A 21,978-nucleotide genomic window follows, 5' to 3' on the forward strand; every position below is an offset into this window, starting at 1 on the left:
AAGTGACTCGAATCGAAAGGCAGGGGAGTAAGATGCCAAAGTACATCGAAGAACTGGTCAATCAGCAAGTAAGTAGATCGGAGCTTGCCCGCCGCAGGTTGCAGGATTCGGGCACTGTATGCCATCATCCTGTAATTACAATCTCTCGAGGAATGGGCAGCGGTGCCAGAATAATTGCCGAAAAGCTCGCTCATGACCTCGGTTGGAGCTTGTGGGATAAAGAACTGCTCGACGCTATGGCTGAGGATGCATCGGTATCGCGCAGGGTAGTGGAAGAGTTTGATGAGCACACCAAGTCTGAAATTGAGCTGTTTGCTCGTGCGGCATTAGGCGATCATGAAGTCGGTGGGTTCATTTATATCAAGCATCTTGCTCACGCAGTGGCGGCAATTGCCAGACTTGGAAATGCCATTATCCTTGGCCGCGGTGCAAATTTGCTACTACCGAAGGCTTTGAATATTAGGATCGATGCTTCATTTGACCGTCGTATCGCGAACATGATGACCTATGAAGACCTTACACGCGAACAGGCCGATGCGAAGATCAGGCAGTCCGATAGGGATCGTGAGCATTTTATTGAGAAAGCGTTCGGCAGGGAAAAGGTCGAGTCCGCACACTATGACCTTTCAATCTGGATGGACGAGTTCACTAATGATGATGCCATTGAAATTATCAAAGTGGCGCTCAAAGCCAGGTGCTCAAAGCCTTGCCCGGCATAAACTGGTTAACCTAATCTGGGTCAAGATTTTCGAATCCTGACCCTTTAGCCTTTTACCCCTGATATAACAACGCCCTGGATAAAGTACTTCTGTCCCACAAAGAAGAGTATCAGCAGAGGCAGCATTACTACAGCCGAAGCAGCCATCAGGTAGTTCCAGTCGGTGAAATACTGTCCCTGGAAAGCATAAAGCCCTAGTGCGAGGGTTCGTTTGGCCGGGCTGGAAAGGTAAATTAACGGCCCTAAAAAGTCGTTCCAGTGGCTCATAAAAGAGAATATCGCCAGTGTCGCAAGCGCAGGCTTAACCTGTGGCAGAAGCACTTTGAAATATACCTGCCAGGTGTTTGCTCCGTCGATACGAGCGGCCTCGTCCATCTCATGCGGCACCGTCATATAATACTGCCGCAGCAGAAATATAAAGAATGCCGAGCCGAAGAATGACGGCACAGTGAGCGGCAAAATCGTGTCATACCAGCCGAGGCTGGCAAATATCTTGAAGACAGGGATCATCGTGACTTGCGCGGGCAGCATCATTGTTGCGAGAAGCATCACAAACAGAACATTTCTGCCGGGGAAGCGCATCCTTGCAAAGCCGAATGCCACCAGCGAGCATGAGAGCATCTGACCGAACATACATATTGCCGTAATACGCACTGTATTAAATGTATATAATGCAAAAGGCATCTTGGAAAAAGCCTTGCTGTAATTGCTCCACAGCCAGGGCTTCGGCCATATTTGTGGCGGGTCCAAGAATACGTTTGTGGGGTCCTTAAATGATGTTCCCAGCATCCATAGGAACGGAATGAGCGAGATAATGGAACCTAATATGAGCGCTGCATAAGCGATGGACATCCACATCTTCTTCTTGGCCGTCCCCGGCCTCTTTTTTGCAACATTAGTCTTGCTCATCTTTTCAACTCCGCCTCATAATAGACCCACCTGCGCGATGTGCTCATAACAAACAGTGTAAGTGCCAAAATCACTGCAAACAATATCCATGCCAGTGCGCAGGCATACCCCATTTGCAGATAGTTGAATGCTTTCTGATATAGGTAAAGCACATAAAAGAGCGAGGCGTTTGCCGGTCCTCCACTGGTCATGATAAACGAACTGGTAAAGACCTGGAAGCTGCCGATGATGCCCATTATCAGGTTGAAAAAGAGTGTCGGCGAGATCATCGGCAGCGTCACATTGCGAAATTTCTGCCAACTGCCTGCACCATCAATCTCGGCGGCCTCATAAAGCTGTGTAGGCACGCTCTGCAGTCCTGCCAGGTAGATTATCATTCCTCCGCCGACACTCCACAGGCTCATTATTATAAACGACCTGAGCACCCAATCCGGGCTGGTAAGCCATGGTATAGGTGCGAAAGCTATATGCAGCAGGTGTGCAATGCCTCCGAGAATCGCGTTAAAGATGCCGTCGGACTCCGGCCTGAAGACCATCTGCCAGACCATTGCTACTGCTGCGCCGGGCAGAATCGCAGGGATATAAAATATAGATCTGAAGTACTGCATACCCTTGACTTTGAGATTGAGCAGCATTGCCAGTGCAAGCGAACATATCATGCCGAGCGGCACTGCACAGACTGCATAAGTGGCAGTTACTTTCAGCGACTGGACGAACAATTCATCATCGGTAAATATCGTGGCATAGTTTCCCAGCCCCACTGGCTGTGGTGGGTTGACCATGTCCCATTTATACATACTCATTGCAAGCGAGAAGATGACCGGTCCCAGGGTAAGGAAAAGAAATCCTACCAGCCATGGGCTGATGCACAGATACCCTTCTATTGCCTCTTTGCGCTGTAATAGTGATTTTTTCTCTTTAGCCATAGTATATGTCTGTGGTTGAGCCGTCAGTCGCTATGCCTGAGCATTTGATTTATACGGGGCACAAGTTTTTTGCATCCCTGCTCTGCTGATTCCCTTCCGAGCCAAACCAAATCCAATTCATTTGTTGTGACTTGAGTCATCTCAGGTGCACACGAAACCATTGGAAGGGTCTGGCCATATTTGATCATATCGACAAACACTCTTCTGTTCTTTGGTGGAGCATTGAGATACAAATACGCGCCTGATTGTGCAACGGATTTGCGACTTGGAAATATTTGGAGCGTAATTGCCGTCCGCCGTTGGTACTGCTTGCCAGTCATCCATTTAACGAGTTCCCAGGCTTCATTTTTGTGTTTTGAGCGGGCAAGCATACCATACGCTGCACCGCACAATGCTGCTGCCCTGCCTTTGGGACCTTTTGGAAGCATTGCCACATCATAATCGAATTTTGCTTCTTTTTTGAGGACCAGTTCCGCGATATAACTTGCTCCGATGCACATTGCAATCCTACCGGATGTGAAGAGCTTGTTGGTTCCCACGTTGGCGGCCTCCTGCGCATTAGGTGCCACGTGATATTTGTTGGTAAGGTCCGCTCTGAACTGCAGCCCGTTATACGCGGCTGGCTGGTCAAGTATGCATCTGTTTCGGTCTTCGCCGAGTATTTTTCCACCATTTTGGAAGATATAGTTTTGCCAGCGCACATCGATTGTGGTTCCCCACTGGTCCAACTGCCCATCTCCATCAAGGTCCCTGGTGAATTTCTTTGCGACCTCGACGTATTTTTCCCAGTCCCATGAGTCTTCTGGATAGGGTATTTTGTATTTGTCGAACATTTCCTTATTATAATAGAGCGCAAATACTTCTATATCTGTGGGCAGTTCATATAGAACACCGTTATACTTTCCCCAGCCCTCTATAGCCTGCGGATAGAAATCGTCTATATCGAAATTGTCTCGCTTTACATAGGAGTCCAGTGGTTCGAGAAGTCCCTTTGCTGCAAGCGGTGCAGACCACAGCGAACTGATACGGGTGACATCCGGCGGTCTTCCCCCGGCGCTGGAAATCATAAGTTTATCGAGCACACGTGACCAGGGCATTATTTCGAGGTCTACTTTGATGTTTGGGTGTTTTTTCTCGAACTCGGCAACCAGGCTTCTGATATTGACTTCTTCAATATCATTTCCCCAACAGCTGAATCGTATGGTTGTGACGTTCTCCGGCTGCTTCTTGCCGCATCCCGTTATGAGGGGACATATAAGCGCTATAATAATAAAAACTGCCCCGAGGCGGGCAGGCAGTCTGTTGTCCATCCAAATACCCTGATCTTGGTGCTTTGCCTACAAGTTATATATACGGTTTACTTTATCCTTCCGGTTTCTGTGCAAGCCATTCTGTAAAATCGTGAAATATATGCGGACTTTAGTTATGATGCAGTTCGCCTGTAATGATTACCTGTTATATTGCTAAGCAATTTACGGTCAGTAAATTGCACGATTGTATGTGGTTTACTGATGTGAACAACTATAGTGGTATGCAAGCGACCAACCGTGATTTACTTACTGTGCTTAAAAAAGTCAAAAAAAGCCATTGACAGCTCAGCAATGTGGTGATAAATTACACTTGTAAGTGTTGGCTGTACCCGGCCTTTTTTAGGGCAGGATCTGGTTCGATTAGGTATAATTACCTGATTTATCTAACAAGGGTTGACAACCCGACGTTCCGATGTTAAACTGCCAACACAGCACTTTGTTAGCACTGTTAATAAAGAGCCTCTCGTTTAGAAGAGGCCGGACAGTGAAATGTGAAAGGAAGGACGGAATTCCGCCAATATCTTCATGGCGCGGAAACCCAAGCCTTTAGACAGACGCCTGGGAGGGTAGTAACCTAACGCGACTCGTCAAAATACTGGTTTTAAGGCTTGTGCTCTTATTTCCCCTGGTGGTGCACCGCTGAGTCAGCCGAATTGGCACGAAATTTGCAACATATGCAAGTGAGTGAGAATTCCGCAAAGTTCAGATGAGCTAGAAAGGGGGAAACAGTTGCTGAGCACAGGGATACGCGATAATATCGCATCTTCTAATCGGAGAGGAGGAGGTGAAACAATGAAGAAACTTATCGTTTTGGGTATCGTTCTTACAATGGTGATGGGCTTGGCCGCAATGGTCAGCGCATCGGAAACAGATTGGTTGGTCTATTTGAAGGCTACCAACGCAGCGGGTTCAAAAGGCCTTAACAGCTCTGCGATTTATGGCACCAGGACTGGTGCATTGGATGGGGTTGATAGCAACGATGCAAATAACGTTGCCGGCACTGGTGATTTGGCTTGTATTGGTTGCTTTGATCTAGGTGTTGGTAGCGCGATGAATGGTTATTACAAAGACCTTCGTGCTCCACTTACAACCAATGCGACTTGGCATATCAAGATATGGAAGCAGGACGGCTTTGTCGGTGATCAGATCAAACTGATTGGTTGGAATCCGACCGGGACATATGACGTTGTTAAGCCGGTAACGCTGTCTATTGATAGTGGGTCCGCTATATGTAATGGAGAATCCGTTACATCATACACATTCACCGGTGCGGAAAATGGCTCATCCACTGCGCCGCTCTTTACGTGGTATTTTGATGTTTCCGAGGGTCAGACGTATGATTTGACTCTTGCAGTCCCTGAGCCGGGCAGTATGGTCGCTATGCTCAGCGGTCTTGTCGGCCTCGTAGGCTTTGGCATTCGCCGCAGAAAGTAAACGCTAGCCAAGTAAATTCTTGGTGCACCAATTATGCCGCCGATCATTCGGTCGGCGGCAATCTTTCCTCAAAGGGGATCTTAAAAGCAACAAAAAGCCGCTGCCGGCTAAAGGGCAGGGCAACTATATGAATGATCTTCGATGGTTTTCATCGAGAGTCGTCTGGGAAAACATGTTTTGAGACTCGCACTTATCCAGTAATATTACCAGGTTGACAGGCCTCAGGGTGCATGCTATATTGCAGGCGGGAGGTCTAGAAAGATTGACTCAGTCTAATCAATCTGAAAGGGGGAGGTGGATAGTTATGTTAACTCTTAATTCAAAGCTCAATATACTGAAAGGAGGTGAAAAGATGAGAACATTAGGTTTAGTGCTTGCAATGGTGGTGGTTTTGGCAGGTGCAGTGATGGCTGAGACAGCGACATACGATGTTTACGTGGACTGGAACTGTATCAGTGCTCCACTCGTTCCACTGAATTCCGATCCTCTGGATGTGTTCACTGGCATCAATATTGTTAACAACCTTAGCAGGTTTGATGCAGCAAGTCAGACTTCTATTGGTTATGATGACCTTGACCCTGATGCCTTTGCTGGTGTTTTGTTAGGTGATGGTTATTGGTTGCTATCCGATGGCAGCTACACTGTAAGTTATGATGGTCTTGCTGATGGAGTTCCTTCCGCAGGGGTAAAGACGGATATGTGGATATCTCTGCCTGGAGATCAGTTGGACGGCTTGGACAACGGCGGCTGGCATCTTATCGGCACTCCATTCAACACCAGTGTTCCTGTTACTGTCAGCAGTATGGGTGACAATTTCAAACTGACGGATGGCGTACAGCTGCTTTCTTGGGCTGATGCCGCTGCAGCAGGGTGGTGTGAAGGCTCAATGACTGGATTTGATGCAGTATATCAGACTAGTTTCAGTATGGGTTATGATCTTTGTGACAGTGAGGAAATGGCGCCAGGCTATGGCTACTATTTCTTAACTTTCAAGGACAACCTTGCCCTGATCATTCCGGGCAGCTAGTTCCAAGTTAGGTGGGTCGGTCAACACCGACCAATGTATTAAGTTAGTAATTTAATCCGGCCACTATGAATTTAAGGGGGACTTCCCCCATAGGGGTGGCTGCAGGGAGTAAAATCCAGGCAGCCACTCTTTTTTATTGCCTGCATGAGTTTTAACATCATATATGTTGGGAAAACAATCACTGTGATTATATGCTCACATAGAGCAAGCTATTGTTACACGATGGGCGACCAATGACTGTCATTCCGAGTCTAGTCTGAATAATTCACGGTAAACGTCTAAAAACTCGCCTGCTGCACTTGCCAAAGGACTATTTTTGAGGTATAAAACAATTAGGTGTAAAAATCGAGGTGACCTGATGAAGCTGTTCACATTGATTATATCTGTTTGCATGGTCGTTATTCTTTCTGCCGTGCTATACGCTGAAGAAGTGCAGCCTATTGCAATAAACAATCGGGCAATTGGCGGGTCGGCTCTCAATGAATACACTCCTGGCGTTGAAAATGGAGCAGGTGCCAACAATATTGGACTCCTTATCAAGACCTGGGGTGCTGTAACCTGGGTTGATACTTCAAATGAGTTTTTCTATATTAATGATGGTACCGGCCTTAAAGATGGTTCGATGCATATCGAAAACGATGTCGAGAGTGACAATATCGGAGTGCGTGTAAGTTACAGCAATCTTGCAACAGGCAGCACGATAAATCCACCCGGCAAGGGGGATATTGTTGCTGTCACATGCATTTCCAGCACAGTTATAATAAATGATACAGTGCAGCCAAATCTCAGACCAAGACAGCAATCTGATATTTCTTATTATTAGTATAATGTTTGGGTAGAGGCTTCCAACCTATTGATTCCAACTTCTAACTTTCAGGATGGGACTGGTGGCGAGCAATGTCAATGACTAAAGTTTTTGTTATTAGCATTGTGTTGACGTTCGTCATCCTCACACCTGCTTCGTGCATAGACAATCCCATCACAAATCCCAGTTTTGAATCCGGCTTAACCGGGTGGACAGCTTATGCTGGAAGCACAAATGGTGCCTTGCCTACTACGGGATGTATAGGTAGTTCACCATGTGTGTTTGACATATTTGCATCAACGAGTGCGCCGGATGGCAGCAATGTTTGTGGTCTACAATCACTATATCCAACAGACCCACCGAAAAATGGAGGTGTGTATCAAGTTTTCACGTGGGGCTATGGTTTTGCCGAGATTACAATAAGTGGCAGGGCATATTCAGAGGGCTATGACACCTATTTAAACTGGGGACCTTTAGCCGACGGCTGCAGCGTAAGCGTAGGTCTTGCAGATTTTTCCACATCTGACAGAAATGATGCTTCACAGTGGTCATCTGTGTACTGGGGTGATTATGATCCATGGCAGACAGCCACGGTTTATCTATATGGCTCCGGCACATATACGCTGTTCATTGAGAATGCTCAACTTGAGGATAATGCGACGGTATCATCTCTTTGGGACAATGTAAGCATAAAGACTTACATAAACATTACCAGTGGACCCACTGTAAATGTAGGTGATGATCCCAACAGGCCGGATACAACGGCTCGCATCGAATGGACCACCGATATACCGTCTAAATCCCGTGTGGACTATGGACTAGATACAAACTATGGTTCTTATGTGCAGGATGACACTCTGACTACTGATCATTCCCTTTTGCTGGAAAACCTCAATCCGTCGAGTCAATATCATTTCATAGCGACAAGTACTGCTCCCAATGCATATGATACAGATTCCGGCGACTGCACGTTCGACTTGCCGATATGCTTTTCCAACATATCGGTTGCAACCGAAGGCCTTGATACGATAATAAAATGGAACACTGATGTTGCTTCTACATCTCAGGTCGAATACGGCAAAACAACAAGCTATGGCAGCACGAGCGACTTGGATACCGAGCTTACTACAGAACATGAAGTGCATCTGACTGGTCTGGATGAGAATAGTGATTATCATTTCCGAGTCTGGGCAAGCAGGTCTCTATATACGTCGGTTCATTCGGATGATCAGACATTCCACACATATCCTGACCCTGTGTCATCCCTCGAAAATTCGAGCTTTGAGAATGATTTGTCCCCATGGGTGTTGTATCAGTCTTCGATTACCGGCAGCACAGATATAGACGGTCGAATTGGGCCATATCCTTCGTCTGGAACACAAACTTGGTCATCTGCACAAATTAAGGCATATGACGGCTCATACTTTATTGGTGCCCAAACGACGTCAGAGTATAAAAATGGTGGCGTTTTCCAAAGGCTATATTGGTCTGCGGGCCAGTTATGTACACTGTGTGCACGTTTTGCCACACAAAACAACAGCGTCAGTTTCTACGATACTGAGTTTCGACTGGGCATAGACCCGGATGGTGGGGTCGATCCTACAGACAGCGACATTGTCTGGTGGACGGGATTTTCACCAACAAACAACAATCAGTGGCATACAGGTGGAGTAACGGCAACAGCGGGCAGCGGTGGAATTGTGACTGTGTTTCTTGACGTTGTCAACAAATACTCGGAGGAGCATGTCGTGGCACTTGATGATGCCACCTTTGGTGCGCCGGTTGCTATGAGTATAGGTAACCTAAAGGAGATGGCGACGTGTACGGGCGCAGAGATCCAAGATGCACTGGTTACTGCTGAAGCACCATCGGTTTCGTATACAAGCACATCATATCCACGCAGATATATCCAGTGTGCTGATATCCCTGCAGGTATAGCCGTATTGTTTGACACATCCAGAGGCACACCGCCGAGTGTGGGGGATAAGGTAACCATTAAGGGTGCACCTGTGTATGCGTGGAAAGAAGCTACACTGTTTGCTTACGATTGGACAACTACACAAGGACCGTTTACTCTGCCCGACCCGCTCGGAATGTCACAGAAGAGTATTGGAGGCAGTGCTTGCAATCAGATAGCGCTATATGCGTCGCAATATGTATGTAATGTGGGGTCTCGCGTAAGGTTATGGGGTAAAGTGACGGATTCCAATTATGATTACACTGAGGGAGCCCAGATATGCCAGGTAGATGATGGAACAGGCCTTGTCGATCCATATGGTGGCATCAAGGGAGTAAGGGTTAAGGTCATAGGTGGGGAAGAGGTCGCTACAGGCGATTACTTAATGGCTACGGGCGTTCTTTCTATAGAGCATATTGACCCATACTATCCGCATGGCAGTTCTACAGGTGAATATGATGTCTACAGGCTGATTACCAATTCTGCGAGCGATTGGACCTGCATTCCAGCCGAGGAGTAAAATCATCATAATATAACATAGAAAACAGCCCCGGTGACATTTTCATCGGGGCTGCTATTTGCATTGCAGGTATCAGTGCCTTACTTGTTTAGTTTGGCTGTAGTATTCATCATTTTATCTAATGTGCTTTTGGGCAGGAGCCCGAGTTTAACTTTGAGGACATCGACTGCTTTTGATAGCTGCACATCATATTTAGGATCGCTTGGATCATAGTCTTCTTTTTCTGCTTCTGGCAAACTCTTGAGCACAGTGTCGATATCTGGCTGTTCCACCACAACATCAGGGGTGATGCCTTTCTTGTGGATATCGGTTCCATTTGGCGTCAGATATTTAGCTGTAGTGATTGCCACAGCGGAGCCGTCTTGCAGCGGCATAATAGTCTGAACCCGCCCTTTACCGAATGTTGTCACTCCGACCAGTGTGCCTGCTTTATCGTCTTTTATTGCTCCCGATACAATTTCTGATGCGCTCGCGCTGCTACTATCTACCAGCACAACCAATGGATAGCGTTTATGGTTATGCTTATCCTCTTCTACGTATAACGGGTTGCGCTGTCCACCGCGTTCCTGGATTATCACAACAGGACCGCTCTCGATAAACCGGCTGCCGATATCCACTGCGACCTGTAGGAGACCGCCGGGATTGCCCCTCAAATCGAGTATCAATCCTTTCAGATGCTTCTTTTCAAGCTCACCCATTGCTTTATCGAACTGCTCATCACTCTTTTCATTAAACTGATAGAGGCGGATATAACCTATGCCGCTTTTTTCATCGATCATTCTCGAACGCACTTTCTGGAACTGGACTACCTGGCGAGTAATCACAATGTCCAGCATTTTTGCACGTCCTGGGCGTCTGATTGTGAGTTTGACTTTTGTGCCTGCCTTGCCCCGAATCAACTTAACCACATCTTCTATATCGATTCCCTTGATCGATTTTCCATCAACAGCATTGATTACATCGTTGCTCTTGACGCCAGCCCGCTGCGCGGGTGTATCAGGCAACGGTTCCTTGATATAGACCTCACCTTTTTTGTTTGTGTCCAATTGAGCGCCGATTCCGGTAAAAGTGCCCTCATTTTCTTCACGCATACTTTTATATTCGTCCGGATCCATAAATCGCGTGAAAGGGTCGCCCAGCGCATGAAGTGTGCCTCTGATGGCGCTATAAGTAAGCTCTCTTTCGTCTACCTTATCGCCATAATAGTCGGCTTTCAAGCGCTCCATGACCGAAGAATATGTATCGATAAGAGGCAGTGTTATTTTATCTGATTTGTTGTCACTGCTGCCCTGCGCGTTCTCGATCTTCTGAGGCAGTAATTGAAGAGATGCGACCAGTTTGGAAATATTGAATCCGCTTGCTCGAACATCTTCGGCAATAAATCCCATCCCAAATGCTGCGCACAGCAATAATATAATTAAAATGACCTGTGCGATCCGTGTTCTTTTCATCAAGCTTAACTCCTATTTCCATTGGCGGCGAGCAGCTTGACGGCTTCATTTAGCTGCGTATCATTCTTATCGCCGGATGCTACGTCGACATCAACTGAAATCCCTTTACCGGTGAAGTCGTTGCCTTTACTTGTAAGTAGTTTGCCGGTTGTCATAAGAACTGCGGAGCCATCTTTTTGCTCTATCAAAGTCACATATGCTGAATCGCCATAGGTCTTTTTGCCGACTAGCCGAGCTGTTCCATTTTCTTTTAGGGCCGCAGCCAACACTTCGGCTGTACGTGCAGTGCTCGAATCCACAAGGACTATCACAGGTTTATTCCAGGCTGTGCTTGGATTTCCTGCGATCTCAATATTCGACTTTCTGTCCCTGGATTTTTGCAGAATTGCAAACCTTTTGCCTGGTGTCAATTGCTTTGCAACTGAAAGCGCTGATTCCACATTACCGCTTGCACACTGGCGCAAGTCGAGGACAAGCCCGCTCACGCTACTGGACCTGAAGCTGTTTATTGCTGAAGCAAAGTCATCTTCCACACCAGGCCGCAGGCAGTTTATCTTTACATATCCAATTTGACCATTGTCAATTATTGAACTTGCTAAAGCCGCCAGGGTGATCTTTCGCGGTTGCAGCTTTATCGTCAGCTCTTTTGCTGAATTATTACGTTTCACGGTCAGTTCGACAGTCTTATTGTCTTCCGAAAGCAAAAGGTCTTGAGCGTCCATTATTGCGATGCCGTTATCAATTCTCTGCTGTTCGGATTTGAGCTGTTTTCGCAATTTGTTGCGATCAATTTTCCCGTTCAAATTATCCTTGACCAGCTTATTTGCCCTCATATAGGGATCGAAAGGAAGCACAATTTTACCGTTGACATTGATGATATCGTCTCCACTTTTAAGTCCCGCATCTGCTGCCGGTCCGGTTGGAATAGGGGTGATCACTATCAGGTGTTCCTCGGTGAGGCCATCGGTTTTAATTCGTTTTATACCGAGCATTGCCCCTATCCCATGAAATTTTCCATCTTGCGCATCCAGAATCAGTTTTTTCTGATCCGGATCTGTAAATCTAGTATTTGGGTCTCCTAATGAGGATAGCATTGCGCGCAAGGCATCATATGTCATAAGTCCTTCGTCTTTCTTTGTCAACTGCTCGACATAGTGCTCACGGAGGTTCTGCACCACCACATACAGTGTTTGTATGGGTTGGAAATTTATGTCTGCACCCTGCAAGTTGACGGCGGCGATTCGTGTCCCCTGTATCAATGATGGGAATTTCTTCTCTACAAGCGCAGTATTCTCTCTTGCGGTAATGCCAAGTCTTACTGTGTATCCTGCCGTGAAACACAGCCCCACCAGCAAGCCTATCCCTATCCTGTAAATCGTTCGCATGTCAACCTCATTACAAAAAAATACCGGGATTGACGCCCCGGTGCAATCAATCTGGTCCAATTCTATTCCTTGTTTTGATTATACCACGCCAAGAAGGCATGTCAATTATTTCCGTCTGCCACAGAACATGACGATGTGTGCCTTATGATAGTTCTCTCCAAGCCTGTATACCGTGCAACACAAATAGAAGACGGTCGAAATTTGCAGGCATTGTCATTTTTCGATACATATTGGTTGTTTTTCGGTGGTGGGAGGCTGATTTCTCTGCTAATCTACTAAATGTAGAGGGACCAACTGGAAGCAATACAATTCTGGTATAATAAATGATGTAGTTATTGATATTTTTGCCCTTGACAACCAGCGCAAACTAACCCATAATACATAATGTAATGTAAGCAAGAGAATCATGCGGTCAAAGCATGATTATGATAAAAAGTGATAATTTGTCATTCCAATTAGCTGGCAGGCATAATGCGGCAGGGCAAATTTGATGTTAGGAAGAGGTAGATTATTATGAGGAGAGGGTTTACATTAATCGAGTTATTAGTTGTGATTGCAATCATTGCAATCCTGGCCGCTGTTCTGTATCCTGTCTTTCTTAGCGCAAAAGATCAGGCGAAGCTTGCATCGTGCAGTGCGAATCTTAAGCAGCTAGGCAATGCATATGCAATGTATGTGGACGAATATAACGGCTGGTATCCCGCAGCAGCACGCAATCTGGCGACTGATGAGGAGTTGATTGACCCACTTCATCAGGTATCAAGTGAACGAGTTTGCACATGGGATATTGCGATCTCCAAGTATGTGAAGAACTACAGTGTCTTCAAGTGTCCTTCAGACACTGTCAAACGTCCCGCGAGCACGGCGACAAGAGAAATACTGCCGCGCACCTATGTGGTAAATACCCAGCCAAGGTCGCAATACAATATTGTTAAAAGTTGGAAAGATCACAAGGCTTGGTGGTCTGCAGCCGAGATGAAGCCCAGACCGTCGCATTACATTTTACTTTTTGAAGTGGCATATACTGGCGCGTATAATATGTATGGTTCCTGGAGTTGGGCTGAAGGCGATTCCGGGACTGGTGTCGGCACGGGCACACATAAGGGCGGCAAAGTGATGAACTATCTTTTCTTCGATGGCCATGTAAAAAATATGAATCCCAAAATCGCCCGAAGTGACCCACATGGGCTATGGGGCTACCTTCCCGGCCTGGGTGATGATAGGGATGACCACTAAAAATCACATCACGCTATTCTATTCCAACAAATAGTATATTAATTTAGTTGATGTATAATTAAGTGATGGCCGTTATTATTCCGGCCATCACTTAACGTAATTCCCCGAAATAGCACACGGAGGTCTATGATGTCAAAGGTACTATCTTGCCTCGTATTATTGGGTCTGTCTTGTGTATCATCTCCCTTCGCATTTTCTCTTTCCATCACATCCGACTCGCCCGGCAACATATTTGTGGCGGGTGCTCCCGTTGGGTTCACGTTTAATGATCCCCAAGGCGCGGTCAGCTATCAGCTAACCGACTATTTTGGCAAGGTTGTAACAAGCGGCACTACAACTGCTGATATAAACCTGTCGGATATGCCTGCGGGCTGGTATGAATTGAAATGCAGCGATTCGGCGTCAGAGGTAACGACCTCAATAGGTGTCGTGCTCAATAGGGGGAAAGCGGCTCTGCCGGAGGACGGAAGGATATGCACTGATGCGGCTGCGGCATGGCTGATAGATGTCGGCAAATACAAAGACTTGGCTCGGATTATGCGATTGGCAGGCATCCCATGGGCACGTGAAAGGTTCAGTTGGACAGGGACCGAGCCGGAAAAGGGCAAGTTCGACTGGAATAAATATCAAGCTGTTGCTGATGCCTACGCTTCCGAGGGAATTCGCCTATATGAATTGTGGCATGATTCACCGAAGTGGTCTCATCCTGCCAGCAGCAGCATTTTTATCTGTCCTGATGATCTTCGCGATGTCTACGACTATGCGCGTGCGGCTTCGGGCCACTTTTCGCGTCAGGTAGAGGCCTGGGAGATATGGAACGAGCCGGACATCGAGTTCTGGTCCCAGCTCAGTGACCGTTACTCAGGTTATCTAAAGGCTGTGTATCTGGGTCTGAAAGACGGCAATCCAAAGGCATATGTGCTGCAAGGCTCATTATTGCGGGGTGTAAGCGATTTCTTGCGTGGTCTGTATGATTCCGGCACAACCGGCTATTTTGATATATTCAACTGGCACAACTATCATGAGCCCTCAACTTACATTAAAACATTGAACGATCATATGGATCTCTTGGGTCAGTATTGTTCTACAGATCGTCCAATTTGGCTGACCGAGTGTGGAATCAGACTTGATGGCACCGAGGGACCAAAAAAAGAACTGCTCAACAGAGATGACCAGCATCTTCAGTGTCAGTTTATCCCTCGCAATGCAGTTATGTCACTTGCGGCAGGTACGGATAAGAGCTTCTTCTTTGTGCTGCCCTCTTATCTGGAGCGTGGTATTCAGTTCGGTGCTCTGCATCCTGATCTTACGCCATACCCGTCATTTGTTGCACTGTCTGCTGCGGCCAACATCCTCGGCCAGTCTACCTATAAAGGTGAATACAAGACAGGCAATCATGAAATAGTCGCGCAGGTGTTTTCGACACGCACGGGCAATGTGATGGTCGCATGGTCGGACATCAAGACCCAGATGAGCGTGCCGACAGACAAAAAGAGCATTCTGATGGCGAACATATTCGGTCAGGAAAGCCATATTTCGACAGAAAAGGGCGAGTTGAATGTAAATGTTGGTCCTGATGCCATATATCTTATCGACATTGGCAAGTCTATCGAGAAAAAGCTTACCGGCAATCCCCGTCCGCGAGGCAGGCTGCCCAAGCTAAACCCGTCGCGTGTAATTGTGATGGGTCATTCTGATCTGCCGGTAATCAAGGAGGAAGACGTCTATAAGCTTACCAGCCGAAGTGCATTTGATTATAGCGTCGAGGTCTACAATTTCAGCGAAAAAAAAGCAGCAAAAGGTACGGTCGAATTGGTCGCTCCGGATGGCTGGGGCATCGAGAACCCCGTACGCCATGTAACGCTCGAACCTATGGGGCGACAGGTACTCATCTTCCAGGTAAAGCCGGGCATACTTTCGGAGGGCAGGTTTAGAATCATTGCCCATGGCAATTTCGCAAATGAAAAGGTAGCCGACTGTGTCAGTTCGTTCTGGTTCAATCTAGCGGCTGTGAAACCTGTTGCCAGTAAGCCTCTGGGCTGGAACAATATTCCAGGCCAGTGGATTCCTCTTGCGTCCCAAAACTGCTCATTGAGGATTGACGACCCAAAGCCGGGATTGCTTCGCATAAACACGAAATTTGATGACGACGGAGCCGAGCAATGGGCCTATCCTACGCTCAATTTTGCCAGGCCAGTCGACATGTCCGATTTCGATGGCATAGCTTTTGATCTCAATATGCTCGAAGACAGCTATTCTTCAATGATCCGGCTGGTCTTGGTAGAGCCAGATGGCACGAGTTATATGGGTGCGACAAAGTCCCTTGGCAAAAAGCATCGTGTCGTCCTGCTTTTCAGTGATATGAAGCCGTTTGACGCTAAAGTGCCGGATGCGAACGGACACCTTGACTTGAAAACAATATCAAAAGTCAAATTCGGCTGCACATGTGGGCGTGAGTATCTGGCTTTTGAAGTATCAAATTTCGAACTCGTGAAATTCGATTAGCTTGTATCCAGGAGAACATGTAAATGCACAAGACAATATCGGCATTGATGGTACTGTGCGCACTTTGCGGTCCCGTTTCTGCTCTGACCATAACATCCAACGCTCCATGCAATATCTTTAAGGAAGGAAGCCGTGTAAGGCTTGAAATTAAGGACGCTCAGGGAGCCGTTAGTTATCGGATATCGGATTACTTTGGCAGCAAGATAGCAGATGGGTCAACAAATGTAATTGATATAGCTGGGCTGAAACCCGGCTGGTATGAGGTCAAGTGTAAAGATTCAGCAGGGGAAACTTCCACGTCTATCGGCGTGGTAATTGACCGTGGAAACGCACCACTGCCAGAGGATGGCCGCGTATGCACCGATGTCGCCGGGGCATGGCTGGTAAAGGGAGATTCGTTCAAATCGCTCGTTCAAATGATCCATCTTGCGGGTATCCCATGGGTTCGTGAGAGATTGAGTTGGGGCGGCACAGAACGGGAGCGCGGCAATATAGACTGGGGTGAATATCAGACTCTTGCGGATTTGTATAAGGCCGAGGGTGTTCACATCTGTCAGCACTGGGGCGACTTTCCCAAATGGACTCAACTTGCAATCAAAGATAATGTCAGTCGGGGTGACCTCAGGGACTATTACCGTTACGCGCGCGCGGCTTCGAGCAATTTTGCGCATCAGATAGAGACCTGGGAGATATGGAACGAGCCGGACGGCAGTCTGCCCTATGATTTTTACGCTGGAATGGTCAAGACTGCGTATCTCGGTTTGAAGGACGGCAATCCAAGGGCAAGTGTTTTTCTGGGTTCAATTGCCAGAGGAGTCACCAATTTCACACGCGGAATATACGATTCCGGCGTCACAGACTACTTCGATACGTTCAACTGGCATATTTACAGCAAGCCCGATATATATCCGGGTGCTCTTGCTTCTCAGTTGGAACAGCTTAAAGAATTTGGCGCATCAACTCGTCCTGTATGGGTCACAGAAGCAGGCGTCGTGGTAAAGGGAACCGAAGGTCCAAGTAAACTCGAGTTGAACTCAGAGAATCAACATATTCAGTGTCAATATATGCCACGCGGCGCTGCTATGTCGCTTGCGGCGGGAAACGACAAATACTTCTTTTTCGTTCTGCCCAACTATACGGAAGGGAATATCCAGTGGGGCGCTCTGCACCCGGACATGACACCTTATCCGTCGTTTGTGGCTCTGTCTGCGGCAGCCAATATCATCGGCCAGTCAAGTTATCTGGGTGAATACAAGTCCGGCAATAATGATGTGACGGCGCAGGTATTCTCTACTCCCAAGGGCAACGTATTGGTTGCCTGGTCAGACAAAGAGTCCGAGATCATCGTTCCGACCGAAAAGCAGACGCTTCATATGGCGAATATATTCGGTCAGCAGAGTACAATTAGCTGTCCGATGGGTTATGCCAGGCTTAAGGTAGGCCCGGATGCGGTTTATCTGCTTGATGTAGGCAAGTCCATTGAAAGTAAACTGACTGGCAAGCCGCGCCCTATGGGTAAACTGCCGAAGCTCAATCCTTCACGAGTCGTGCTTGTAGGCCATGCAAACTTTCCTGTCATGAAAGAGGCGGGAGCATATAAACTTGCCGATCAAAGCGTTTTTGACTATGTCGTGGATGCATACAATTTCAACGATAAAGCCTCTGCCACAGGCACAGTAACGCTTGCCGCGCCCGAGGGTTGGATTGTCGAGGATGCCAAGCGAAATGTCGGGCTTGGAGTAATGGGGCGGGAGTCACTGACATTCAAAGTCAAACCAGGTTCACCAGGCGCAGAGTCATCCAGGCTCATAGCTAACGGCAATTTCAAGAATGAAAAAGTGGCGCCAACTATTAGTTCATTCATCTTTGACCCTGGTATGGTCGAGCCCTCTGAGCGCAAATCACTGGACTGGACAGACGCCTCGATATGGGTAAAAGAGGCTTCTCCAGTGGGCACTATCATGCTGACCAACCTGGATGCCAACACCCTGCACTTTGATTTCACATTTGCTGGCAAGGGGGACAAGTGGGCATACCCGATACTTCGCTTCCAACAGCCGCTGAATATGTCGGGCTATGATGGTCTGGCTTTCGATTTGAATGTGCCGGAGGATATGGGCTCGACGACGATGCGTATTATGTTTGTGGAGAGCAGCGGCGCTCACTATATAGCCTCCACACTTCCCACAATCGGCAAGCGGCGTGTAGTCTTTCTCTTCCAGAATCTTGAGCGTCTGGACTTCATGGGCAAGGATCCGAATGGACACTTTGATTCAGATTCGATATCATCAATAAAGCTCGGCTGCAATGCGGGGTCGGAGCATGTTGCTTTCGACGTATCCGGTTTCGAACTTGTGAAATTCAATAATCCTTAGGAGCCAAAGTTAATGATCAGGACTTTATCACTCACGGTGCTGCTGTGTTTTATAGGTGTGCCCAATGCGTTTGCTATGACGATCACATCCGATGCGCCAGGTAACACTATCAGGGCAGACGGTGCGATAACGTTACAAGTAAAAGATGCTCAGGGCAGCGTCAATTATGAATTGACCGACTACTTCGGCAGCAGCGTCAAAAGCGGCAGCGGATCAGAGATCAAAATCACCGGTCTGAAACCGGGTTGGTATCTGCTCAAATGCAAAGACAACTCAACAGAAGTATCGGCTTCAATAGGCGTTGTGATAGACAGAGGCAATGCTCCCCTGCCTGCTGATGGCCGAGTCTGCACGGATGTCGCCGGAGCTTGGCTGGTCAAGAATGAAAATCACGACACGATGGTTCGTATGATCCATCTTGCGGGCATAAGTTGGGTTCGCGAGAGGCTTGCCTGGCGAAGCACGGAAAAAGAGCGCGGCGTATTTAGCTGGGGAGTATACAGGACACTTGCGGACAAATACGCGAGAGAAGGGGTTCATATCTGTCAGATGTGGCACGACAGCCCAGAATGGTCTCATCCATCAAGCAGTAATAACATCTGTCCTGATGATCTGCGCGACCTTTATAACTTCGCTCGTGCAGCTGCAAGCGAGTTTTCGGGTCGAATAAGCGTCTGGGAAATATGGAATGAGCCGGACACCCGTCTTTTGCTGGATGCGGCCGACCGCTATTCAGGAATGGTAAAGGCGATCTATCTGGGTTATAAGGACGGTAATCCGAAGGCGACAGTGCTGCAGGGTGCGCTGCTAAAAGGGGTGACGCCGACCGAGCAATGCATGTATGAGTCCGGCACAACAGATTACTTCGACATATTCAACTGGCACATTTATGACAAACCGTCCGTGTATCCCGGCGCACTGGCGGCTCACATAGAGCTGTTGAGCAAGTATGGCGCGGCCGACCGTCCGATCTGGCTCACGGAGGCAGGCATTGCTCTTGAAGGTTCCGAAGGACCTAATAAAAAGATATTGAGCTTTGAAGACCAGCGCACTCAATGCCAGTTTATACCTCGCTTCGAGGTAATGTCGGCAGTGGCTGGCACGGACAAGAGCTTTTTCTTCGTTTTGCCGAGTTACAATGAGGGTCCGGTCCAGTGGGCAGCGCTGCAGCCGGATATGACTCCGTATCCATCTTTTCTGGCTCTCTCGGCGGCGGCAAATATTATTGGTGAGTCCACATACAAAGGTGAATACAAATCCGGCAATGATGTCGTCACGGCTCAAATGTTTTCCACTGCCAAAGGCAACGTGCTCGTAGTCTGGTCGGACAAAGACTCGGAGATTATAGTCCCGACTGACAGGGAGACGCTGCGCCTGGCAAATATTTTCGGTGCCGAGAGCACGATTGCCTGCAATAACGGCTATGTTAGGCTGAAAACTGGTCCAGAGGCTGTCTATCTGCTCGACATTGGCAAGACCATCGAGAACAAGCTGGCTGGTACGCCTCGTGCACCGGGAAGACTGCCCAAACTCAAGCCTTCCCGGATCGTGATATACGGGCATGCGAATATGGATGTTTCAAAGGTAGAGAATGCATATAAGATGGCTGACCATAGCGCTTTTGATTATACCGTGGAAGCATACAATTTCAATAATAAGACTGGAGCCAGTGGCAGTGTCGAAGTGAGTGTGCCGGATGGATGGAGCATCGGTAACCCGAAGCGCGACGTTACGTTGGAACCGATGGGACGCCAGGTACTGACGTTCAAAGTGCAGCCTGCCGGAAAGGTTGGTGATAACGAGTTCAGGGTTGTTGTGCACAGCAAATTTAAAAATGAGAAGCCTGCTCAATGTGTAAGCCTGTTCAGTTATGACCTGCTTGTTCTTCAGCCTTATGAACACAAAGCGCTGGGTTGGGCAAAGGACCCCGATAAATGGGTTCCTGATGCTTCGGAAAATTGCGCACTAAAGATGAATAATCCCGAGCCTGATGTGTTGCGCATAGATACCAAATTTGAGGGTGAGGGTGACCGATGGGCATACCCAGTCATGCGTTTCGATAAGCCCGTAGACATGTCCGGCTACGACGCTGTGGCATTCGATCTGGATGTGCCGGTAGAGAGCTACAAGTCGAAGATCAACATCATCTTCGTGCAGCAAGACGGCGCTGCATACGCAGGCACAATCGTGCCCAGCGACCCGGGCAAGCGTCATTTGCTTTTTAAATTTTCTGATCTACAACCATATGGCAAAGAGGGTAAAGCAGTCGATGGACATCTCGAAACGAGTTCGATAGTTGAAGTAAAACTCGGCTGCGACGCAGGCAGGGAATATTTAGTGTTCGACACTTCGAACTTTGATCTGGTAAAATTCGACAAGCCATAATATATGCCTGAAAATGGTAGAATATACCAGGAGAGGTAAGATATTAGCAGGATTGACCGAGGTTTCTTACTTCTAGCCTCATACATCTAATTTCTGATTTGAGGAGTCTGGTATATCAGTTGGATGCAAGCACGATATATGCCATAATTGGGGGCGCTGCTGCTGCAGGCCTTGGCGGCTATATGACATGTGAACAGTTTAACCTGCAGGTGCGGGAACTGGAGTTGGTATTTATGAATCTCCCTTCCGCATTTGACGGCTACCGGATACTGCACATATCAGACCTGCACCTTACCAAGCTTGGCTTGCTGGAAAAACGCACGATGGAGATCATCGGCAGGACCGAGGTCGACACGTGCATGGTTACCGGTGACGTTACATCCAAGCCTCGAGCGTCCGATATATTCCGGAGGGTGTGCTCGGCAATCACACATCGTGATCCAATTTTTGCCGTTTTGGGTAACTCTGAGCACAAACCATGGGTAAGCACCCAGATCATCAGAGAAGCGCTGACGTTTGACGGTCTGGATATGTTGGTCAACTCCTCAAGCAGGATCACCAGAGATGGTCAGAGCATTACGATTGTAGGTGTTGATGATCCGTATTCGCGCAGTGCGGATATAGATGCTGCTTTTGCTGGTGTTGACCCAAAGGATTTCATAATATTTCTCACACACTGCCCGTCATCAGCGCCGGATGGCATTGCCAGGGGTGCGGACCTGATTTTATCGGGGCATACTCATGGAGGCCAGGTGCGCATTCCCGGCATTAGTTGGTTTTGGACACATATGCGCGCCAATCGCAAGCTCAACGACGGCTTATATACACCTGATATGCTTATGCGATTGTTGAAGGATGATGTTGGCGAGAGCACTTTATTTGTATGTCGGGGCATCGGTACCAGCCGCTTGCACATTCGTTTGTTCTGTCCGCCTGAGATCGTTTATATTACTCTTCGCAGGAAATGCTGAATTAACTTTTGTTAAGGCCAACGATTTTTTAGCCGATATATTTTCTGGGAGAACACAAGAAGTT

15 protein-coding genes are annotated in these 21,978 nt (G+C 47.7%); 10 read left to right on the forward strand and 5 right to left on the reverse strand.

Annotated elements, in window-relative coordinates:
- Positions 1 to 32 precede the first annotated feature (32 nt).
- Positions 33 to 719: a cytidylate kinase-like family protein gene (locus LLG46_01700; GenBank protein ID MCE5322009.1), complete on the forward strand. Its 687-nt coding sequence runs from the start codon at positions 33 to 35 to the stop codon at positions 717 to 719.
- Positions 720 to 763: 44 nt separating this feature from the next.
- Here LLG46_01700 and LLG46_01705 read toward each other — a convergent pair whose 3' ends face one another.
- Genes LLG46_01705 through LLG46_01715 form a run of 3 tightly spaced genes read right to left on the reverse strand, consistent with a single transcriptional unit; the run spans position 764 to position 3,863 of the window.
- On the reverse strand, positions 764 to 1,627 hold the full coding sequence (locus LLG46_01705; GenBank protein ID MCE5322010.1) for a carbohydrate ABC transporter permease: 864 nt from the start codon (positions 1,625 to 1,627) through the stop codon (positions 764 to 766).
- Entirely contained in the window at positions 1,624 to 2,553 is a 930-nt protein-coding gene (locus tag LLG46_01710) for a sugar ABC transporter permease (protein MCE5322011.1), read from the reverse strand. Before LLG46_01710 ends, LLG46_01705 begins: the two co-directional genes overlap by 4 nt.
- A gap of 23 nt (positions 2,554 to 2,576) precedes the next feature.
- Entirely contained in the window at positions 2,577 to 3,863 is a 1,287-nt protein-coding gene (locus LLG46_01715) for a sugar ABC transporter substrate-binding protein (protein MCE5322012.1), read from the reverse strand.
- Between the two features lie 792 nt (positions 3,864 to 4,655).
- On the opposite strand from LLG46_01715, the gene LLG46_01720 reads away from it, so the two are divergent.
- From LLG46_01720 to LLG46_01735, 4 genes are all read left to right on the forward strand, one after another.
- Positions 4,656 to 5,297 (forward strand): PEP-CTERM sorting domain-containing protein, encoded by a 642-nt coding sequence (locus LLG46_01720; protein ID MCE5322013.1) that lies wholly within the window; start codon positions 4,656 to 4,658, stop codon positions 5,295 to 5,297.
- 352 nt (positions 5,298 to 5,649) lie between these two features.
- The gene (locus LLG46_01725) at positions 5,650 to 6,324 is read left to right on the forward strand and encodes a hypothetical protein (GenBank protein MCE5322014.1); all 675 of its coding nucleotides are present in this window, start codon (positions 5,650 to 5,652) and stop codon (positions 6,322 to 6,324) included.
- A gap of 358 nt (positions 6,325 to 6,682) precedes the next feature.
- Entirely contained in the window at positions 6,683 to 7,147 is a 465-nt protein-coding gene (locus tag LLG46_01730; GenBank protein ID MCE5322015.1) for a hypothetical protein, read from the forward strand.
- 80 nt (positions 7,148 to 7,227) lie between these two features.
- Positions 7,228 to 9,606, forward strand: a complete 2,379-nt coding sequence (locus LLG46_01735) for a fibronectin type III domain-containing protein (GenBank protein MCE5322016.1) — start codon at positions 7,228 to 7,230, stop codon at positions 9,604 to 9,606.
- 80 nt (positions 9,607 to 9,686) lie between these two features.
- Here the strand turns inward: LLG46_01735 and LLG46_01740 are convergent, their stop codons facing one another.
- Together LLG46_01740 and LLG46_01745 are read right to left on the reverse strand one after the other, a co-directional pair.
- On the reverse strand, positions 9,687 to 11,057 hold the full coding sequence (locus LLG46_01740) for a S41 family peptidase (protein MCE5322017.1): 1,371 nt from the start codon (positions 11,055 to 11,057) through the stop codon (positions 9,687 to 9,689).
- Positions 11,058 to 11,062: 5 nt separating this feature from the next.
- Complete coding sequence (locus tag LLG46_01745; protein MCE5322018.1) at positions 11,063 to 12,442, reverse strand: hypothetical protein; 1,380 nt, start codon at positions 12,440 to 12,442, stop codon at positions 11,063 to 11,065.
- Between the two features lie 513 nt (positions 12,443 to 12,955).
- Between LLG46_01745 and LLG46_01750 the strand changes: the two genes are divergently transcribed.
- The 5 genes from LLG46_01750 (at position 12,956) to LLG46_01770 (ending at position 21,914) form a co-directional block, all read left to right on the forward strand.
- Positions 12,956 to 13,678 (forward strand): prepilin-type N-terminal cleavage/methylation domain-containing protein, encoded by a 723-nt coding sequence (locus LLG46_01750; protein ID MCE5322019.1) that lies wholly within the window; start codon positions 12,956 to 12,958, stop codon positions 13,676 to 13,678.
- A gap of 129 nt (positions 13,679 to 13,807) precedes the next feature.
- Positions 13,808 to 16,183, forward strand: a complete 2,376-nt coding sequence (locus LLG46_01755) for a beta-galactosidase (GenBank protein ID MCE5322020.1) — start codon at positions 13,808 to 13,810, stop codon at positions 16,181 to 16,183.
- Between the two features lie 23 nt (positions 16,184 to 16,206).
- The gene (locus tag LLG46_01760) at positions 16,207 to 18,558 is read left to right on the forward strand and encodes a hypothetical protein (GenBank protein MCE5322021.1); all 2,352 of its coding nucleotides are present in this window, start codon (positions 16,207 to 16,209) and stop codon (positions 18,556 to 18,558) included.
- Between the two features lie 12 nt (positions 18,559 to 18,570).
- A complete protein-coding gene (locus LLG46_01765; GenBank protein MCE5322022.1) occupies positions 18,571 to 20,943 on the forward strand; it encodes a hypothetical protein in 2,373 nt (790 codons plus the stop codon).
- A 119-nt stretch (positions 20,944 to 21,062) separates the two neighbouring features.
- Entirely contained in the window at positions 21,063 to 21,914 is an 852-nt protein-coding gene (locus tag LLG46_01770) for a metallophosphoesterase (protein MCE5322023.1), read from the forward strand.
- The last annotated feature ends 64 nt before the right edge of the window (positions 21,915 to 21,978 follow it).

The organism is bacterium (assembly GCA_021371935.1).
In the GTDB taxonomy this organism is placed as follows: Bacteria; Armatimonadota; UBA5829; order UBA5829; family UBA5829; genus UBA5829.

Excerpts from the sequence above, each read along its gene's own strand:
- LLG46_01765 (MCE5322022.1), top strand. The coding sequence starts at position 18,571 with ATGATCAGGACTTTATCACTCACGGTGCTGCTGTGTTTTATAGGTGTG.
- LLG46_01720 (MCE5322013.1), top strand. The coding sequence starts at position 4,656 with ATGAAGAAACTTATCGTTTTGGGTATCGTTCTTACAATGGTGATGGGC.
- LLG46_01700 (MCE5322009.1), top strand. The coding sequence starts at position 33 with ATGCCAAAGTACATCGAAGAACTGGTCAATCAGCAAGTAAGTAGATCG.
- LLG46_01755 (MCE5322020.1), top strand. The coding sequence starts at position 13,808 with ATGTCAAAGGTACTATCTTGCCTCGTATTATTGGGTCTGTCTTGTGTA.
- LLG46_01750 (MCE5322019.1), top strand. The coding sequence starts at position 12,956 with ATGAGGAGAGGGTTTACATTAATCGAGTTATTAGTTGTGATTGCAATC.
- LLG46_01705 (MCE5322010.1), bottom strand. The coding sequence starts at position 1,627 with ATGAGCAAGACTAATGTTGCAAAAAAGAGGCCGGGGACGGCCAAGAAG.
- LLG46_01715 (MCE5322012.1), bottom strand. The coding sequence starts at position 3,863 with ATGGACAACAGACTGCCTGCCCGCCTCGGGGCAGTTTTTATTATTATA.
- LLG46_01760 (MCE5322021.1), top strand. The coding sequence starts at position 16,207 with ATGCACAAGACAATATCGGCATTGATGGTACTGTGCGCACTTTGCGGT.
- LLG46_01735 (MCE5322016.1), top strand. The coding sequence starts at position 7,228 with ATGACTAAAGTTTTTGTTATTAGCATTGTGTTGACGTTCGTCATCCTC.
- LLG46_01745 (MCE5322018.1), bottom strand. The coding sequence starts at position 12,442 with ATGCGAACGATTTACAGGATAGGGATAGGCTTGCTGGTGGGGCTGTGT.
- LLG46_01725 (MCE5322014.1), top strand. The coding sequence starts at position 5,650 with ATGAGAACATTAGGTTTAGTGCTTGCAATGGTGGTGGTTTTGGCAGGT.
- LLG46_01730 (MCE5322015.1), top strand. The coding sequence starts at position 6,683 with ATGAAGCTGTTCACATTGATTATATCTGTTTGCATGGTCGTTATTCTT.
- LLG46_01740 (MCE5322017.1), bottom strand. The coding sequence starts at position 11,057 with ATGAAAAGAACACGGATCGCACAGGTCATTTTAATTATATTATTGCTG.
- LLG46_01710 (MCE5322011.1), bottom strand. The coding sequence starts at position 2,553 with ATGGCTAAAGAGAAAAAATCACTATTACAGCGCAAAGAGGCAATAGAA.